This is a genomic window from Porphyromonas bennonis DSM 23058 = JCM 16335 (assembly GCF_000375645.1).
GTDB lineage: Bacteria > Bacteroidota > Bacteroidia > Bacteroidales > Porphyromonadaceae > Porphyromonas_A > Porphyromonas_A bennonis.
Genome location: NZ_AQWR01000071.1, coordinates 1 through 4,265 on the forward strand (window position 1 = coordinate 1; position 4,265 = coordinate 4,265).

Here is a 4,265-nt window from a genome sequence, read left to right on the forward strand (position 1 = left end):
GCCGGCACCATGATCACCTACCCGAGTACGTACGGTATCTTCGAGGTACACATCCGTGAGCTCCTCAAGATCGTCCACGACCGCGGCGGACTGGTCTATATGGATGGTGCCAATATGAACGGTCAGTGTGGCTGGACCAACCCCGGCTTCATCGGCGCCGACGTCTGCCATCTCAACCTCCACAAGACCTTCGCCATCCCCCACGGTGGTGGAGGTCCCGGTGAGGGCTGTATCTGCATGACGAGCAAGCTTGCACCCTACAAGCCCTCTCACCCACTGATGCATGGCGAGGACCGCATCCCCGTCTCCTCAGCACCCTTCGGCAGCGCCGGCATCCTCGGTATCACCTACGCCTACATCCGCATGATGGGCGCTAAGGGGCTCAAGGCTGCCACCGCCGGAGCGATCCTCAATTCCAACTACCTCTCCGCCCGCCTGCAGGAGGACTATGGTGTCCTCTACCGCGGAGAGACCGGCTTCGTCGGACACGAGTGCATCGTCGAGTGCCGCAACTTTGGCGCTGTCGGCATCACCGACCTCGACATCGCCAAGCGACTCATGGACTACAACTACCACGCCCCGACGCTCTCCTTCCCCGTCCACGGCACGCTCATGGTGGAGCCGACCGAGAGTGAGAGCCTCAAGGAGCTCGACCGCTTCGTCGAGGTGATGAAGCGCATCCGCGCCGACATCCAGGAGATCATGGACGGCAAGGCTGACGTGGAGGATAATGTCCTCAAGAATGCCCCCCACCCCCTCTACGAGGTGGCCACCGACGAGTGGAGCCACCCCTACACGAGGGAGAAGGCTGCCTTTGACCTCCCCTACCTCCACGACTGGAAGCACTGGGTCAATGTCGCCCGCGTCAACGACGGCTACGGCGACCGCAACCTCGTCTGCTGCTACATCCCCGCCGGCGAGCTGATCTCCAATGAGAATGCGATGAAGGAGGAGAAGTAATCCTCCCCTATATAGACCGACGAGGGGGCACGGCGCATTAGCGTCGTGCCCCCTCTCGCTATCTATCGGACAAGTCGGACGACGCGCTATCATATCGGACGAGTCGGACCAGTCGGACGAGTCGGACGGCGCAGCCTCTCCCCCCCACTCCACCCTGCCGGGACTGGTGGGAGAGAGCTGGAGGAAGACTACTCAGTAGACGACACGGTAGGGCACCTCGGAGGGGTGCTCGCTCCATAGGCATCGGTCATCCGCGAAGCGGTGACCGATGTGCAGCGCCCCACCCCCAACCTCACGACCCCTTGCGGGTCGCCGAGCAAGCAACCACATCCCGGTGACCCACAAGGGGTCGATCCGTGATGTATATCCCTATACTGAGGAGAGAGGAGGAGAGATAGTGAGAGAGGGATGAGGAGAGAGAGGGACGGCAGGTCCATACCCGGCGCCGTCCGACCCGTCCGAGAGAGCCCAGACCTGCCGGCGGTGCACCCCTAGCGGGTGCTCGCTCCATAGGCATCGGTCATCCGCGAAGCGGTGACCGATGTGCAGCGCCCCACCCCCTCCCCCACGACCCCGACAGGGGTCGCCGAGCAAGCAACCACATCCCGGCGACCCGCAAGGGGTCGAGCCATGATGTGTGCGCCTATACATCGGTCATCGGCACATCGTGCCTCGACCGATGCCTATGGAGCGGGCATCCTTGCGGATGCCGGTGTGCTGAGTGAGCCAGTATATTGGGGCTGGCCGTCCGACTCGTCTGACGAGGGGACGACCCCCGGTGTTACTCGGTCCGATCCACCGACTTCACCCCCTTTGCCTGGCGGATCAGGCGGATGAGCTGCTTCAGCGACCGCTCGTCATCCGCATAGAGGGTAAAGAAGCCGAGGAAGAGCCCGTCATTGGACTCGATACGGAAGTTCTTCAGTCGGACTCCCTTCTCCAGCCCGATACGGGTTGATATATTATTGACCACCGTGATGTCGTCCTCGCCGACCACTCTCAGCGTCACCTCATGAGCAGCCCGGTCAGCCGCCACGCCCGCCCACTCGGCCTTGTGGATCCGGTAGCTGTAGCGGGTAAAGAGGTCAGACGCATTGGGGCAGTCGTAGCTGTGGATCCTCATCCCCGTCCGGGAGGCGTAGGCAAAGATCCGGTCGCCGTAGATCGGGTGGCAGCACTGAGCCAGCTCGTAGTCGATTCCGGTCAGTCGCCCATCGATCAGGATCACGTCCTTATCCGCCGTGGAGAGCTGCTCCAGCTCTGTCTCCCGCTCGTAGTCCTCCGCCGACACCTTAGGCCTCGACTCCTTGGCGCTCTCGGTCCGCTCCTCTAAGAGAGCCTTGTAGTCCACCAGCACCTGATTCACCTCATACCGCCCCTCCGCCACGGCGAGGAGGAAGTCGCTCTCGCCCTTGTAGCCGTGCCGCTTCATCAGCCGGGCGAATTCGCTCTCATCCCACTCCAGTTTCCGATTCCGGATCTTCCGCTGCAGGTCCTCGCGTGCCAGGGCGATCCGCTCCTCATCCTGATTGCGGAGATAGCTCCTGATCTTGCTCCTCGCACGGGAGGTCTGGGCGATGTCGAGCCAGTCCGCCTTGGGACTCTGGCTGTCGGAGGTGATGACGCTGACGGAGTCGCCATTCTGCAGCACATACCGCAGTCCGACATTACGACCATTGACCCGTGCGGAGACACAGTGGCTCCCGACGTTGGTGTGGATGGAGAAGGCGAAGTCGAGCACCGTCGCCCCCTTGGGCAGCTGAAGTACCTCCCCCTTGGGCGTAAAGACGTACACCTCCTCGTCGTACAGGTCCATCCGGAAGTCCTTGATCACCTCATCCTGTGGTAGCTTGTCGCCCATCTCCAGCACCCGCCGTGCCTCGGTCATCAGGTCGTCCAGCCCGGTCTCGCTCTTGATCCCCTTATACCGCCAGTGCGCCGCCAGACCTCTCTCGGCGATCTCATCCATCCGCTCGGTCCGGATCTGCACCTCCACCCAGCGGTGCTCCGGACCCATGACGGTGATGTGGAGGCTCTGATAGCCGTTGCTCTTCGGGATGGATATCCAGTCCTTGAGCCGCTTCGGATTGGGCTGGTACATGTCCGTGACGATGGAGTAGACATGCCAGCAGTCGCCCTTCTCCTTCTTTGGCTCCGAGTCGAGGATGATCCGGATGGCAAAGAGGTCGTAGATCTGCTCGAAGGCGCACTTCTGCACCTGCAGCTTATGGTGGATCGATGAGATCGATTTCGTCCGTCCCTTGATATGAAACTTCAGACCCGCCTCCTTCAGCCGCTCCTCCAGCGGCCGGATAAAGGCGGCGATGTAGGCATCGCGAGCATCCTTCGTCTGCGCCAACTTCTCCTTTATATAGGAGTACGCCTTACGGTCGGTGTACTTGAGCGCCAGGTCGTCCATCTCGCTCTTGACCGCATAGAGACCCATGCGATGGGCGTAGGGGGCAAAGATCGTGTGCACCTCGTCCGCCAGCACCGTCCGCTCCGTCTCCCCGAGGAGATGCCCGGCGAGTCTCAGCCTCACAAGCCTGTCGGCGATCAGGATCAGGATGATCCGCACATCCTCTGCAAAGGAGAGGAGAAATCGTCCGAGATTATCGCTCGTCATCACCTCCGTCGGGTCGTACACCTCGCAGACCCGCAGGAGAAGTCGGTCCAGGTGTGCCGTATCGGAGCCAAAGGTCTCCTCCACCTGCTCCGCCGTCACCACGCCGCAGCTCATCGGGCGCCAGAGGAGGATTGCCAGGAGAGAGGAGGAGTGGAGGCCGATCTCCTCCACGGCGGAGACGGCGGTGAGGAGCTGCGTCTTCAGACTGTCGAGGCTCTTCGCCTCATACGCCCCCTGATCGGCAGAGCGGCGGAGGATCTCCAGCACCCGGTGGATCAGGTCCGCCGACAGCCCATGATCGAGGCTAAAGAGATACCTCAGGATCTCCCCGATACTGCTCTCGTACGATATGGCTCGGTGGCGATACATGGCGACGGCTTACTTCTCTCTCTTAGAGAGACGGTCTGAGACTCTCTGCTCGTAGTCCGACCGCCGCACCCGCCGCGGACGGACGGAGAGGACGACCAGCAGGATCAGTGCGATGGCGAGGACGGCGAGGGCGATCCAGAAGGTCACCCAGCTCGTCGACTTAAGCATCCCGACGATGGCGGCGATCCCCACCACGACGCATATCAGGATAGGAAGTGTAGTATTGCTCTTGCTCATAATATATCTCTACAAAGACCTTTGTCAAATGGTCTTTCGCCGAAAAAGCGGTGCTTTTTCGGCAGGGACTTTG

At 61.5% G+C, this 4,265-nt stretch carries 3 protein-coding genes and 1 pseudogene; 1 reads left to right on the top strand and 3 read right to left on the bottom strand.

The window, feature by feature from the left end; translation table 11 throughout:
• Window positions 1-960 (top strand): annotated as a pseudogene (locus tag B088_RS08710) (aminomethyl-transferring glycine dehydrogenase); the annotation flags it as partial.
• Between the two features lie 491 nt (window positions 961-1,451).
• Here the strand turns inward: B088_RS08710 and B088_RS08645 are convergent.
• The 3 genes from B088_RS08645 to B088_RS08005 form a co-directional block, all read right to left on the bottom strand.
• Window positions 1,452-1,592, bottom strand: coding sequence for a hypothetical protein (locus B088_RS08645; RefSeq protein WP_155802392.1), 141 nt, complete (start codon window positions 1,590-1,592; stop codon window positions 1,452-1,454).
• 149 nt (window positions 1,593-1,741) lie between these two features.
• Entirely contained in the window at window positions 1,742-3,955 is a 2,214-nt protein-coding gene (locus tag B088_RS08000) for a RelA/SpoT family protein (protein WP_018107908.1), read from the bottom strand.
• 9 nt (window positions 3,956-3,964) lie between these two features.
• Complete coding sequence (locus tag B088_RS08005; RefSeq protein WP_018107909.1) at window positions 3,965-4,192, bottom strand: hypothetical protein; 228 nt, start codon at window positions 4,190-4,192, stop codon at window positions 3,965-3,967.
• Between the last annotated feature and the right edge of the window lie 73 nt (window positions 4,193-4,265).

Excerpts from the sequence above, each read along its gene's own strand:
- B088_RS08645 (WP_155802392.1), bottom strand. The coding sequence starts at position 1,592 with ATGGCTCGACCCCTTGCGGGTCGCCGGGATGTGGTTGCTTGCTCGGCG.
- B088_RS08000 (WP_018107908.1), bottom strand. The coding sequence starts at position 3,955 with ATGTATCGCCACCGAGCCATATCGTACGAGAGCAGTATCGGGGAGATC.
- B088_RS08005 (WP_018107909.1), bottom strand. The coding sequence starts at position 4,192 with ATGAGCAAGAGCAATACTACACTTCCTATCCTGATATGCGTCGTGGTG.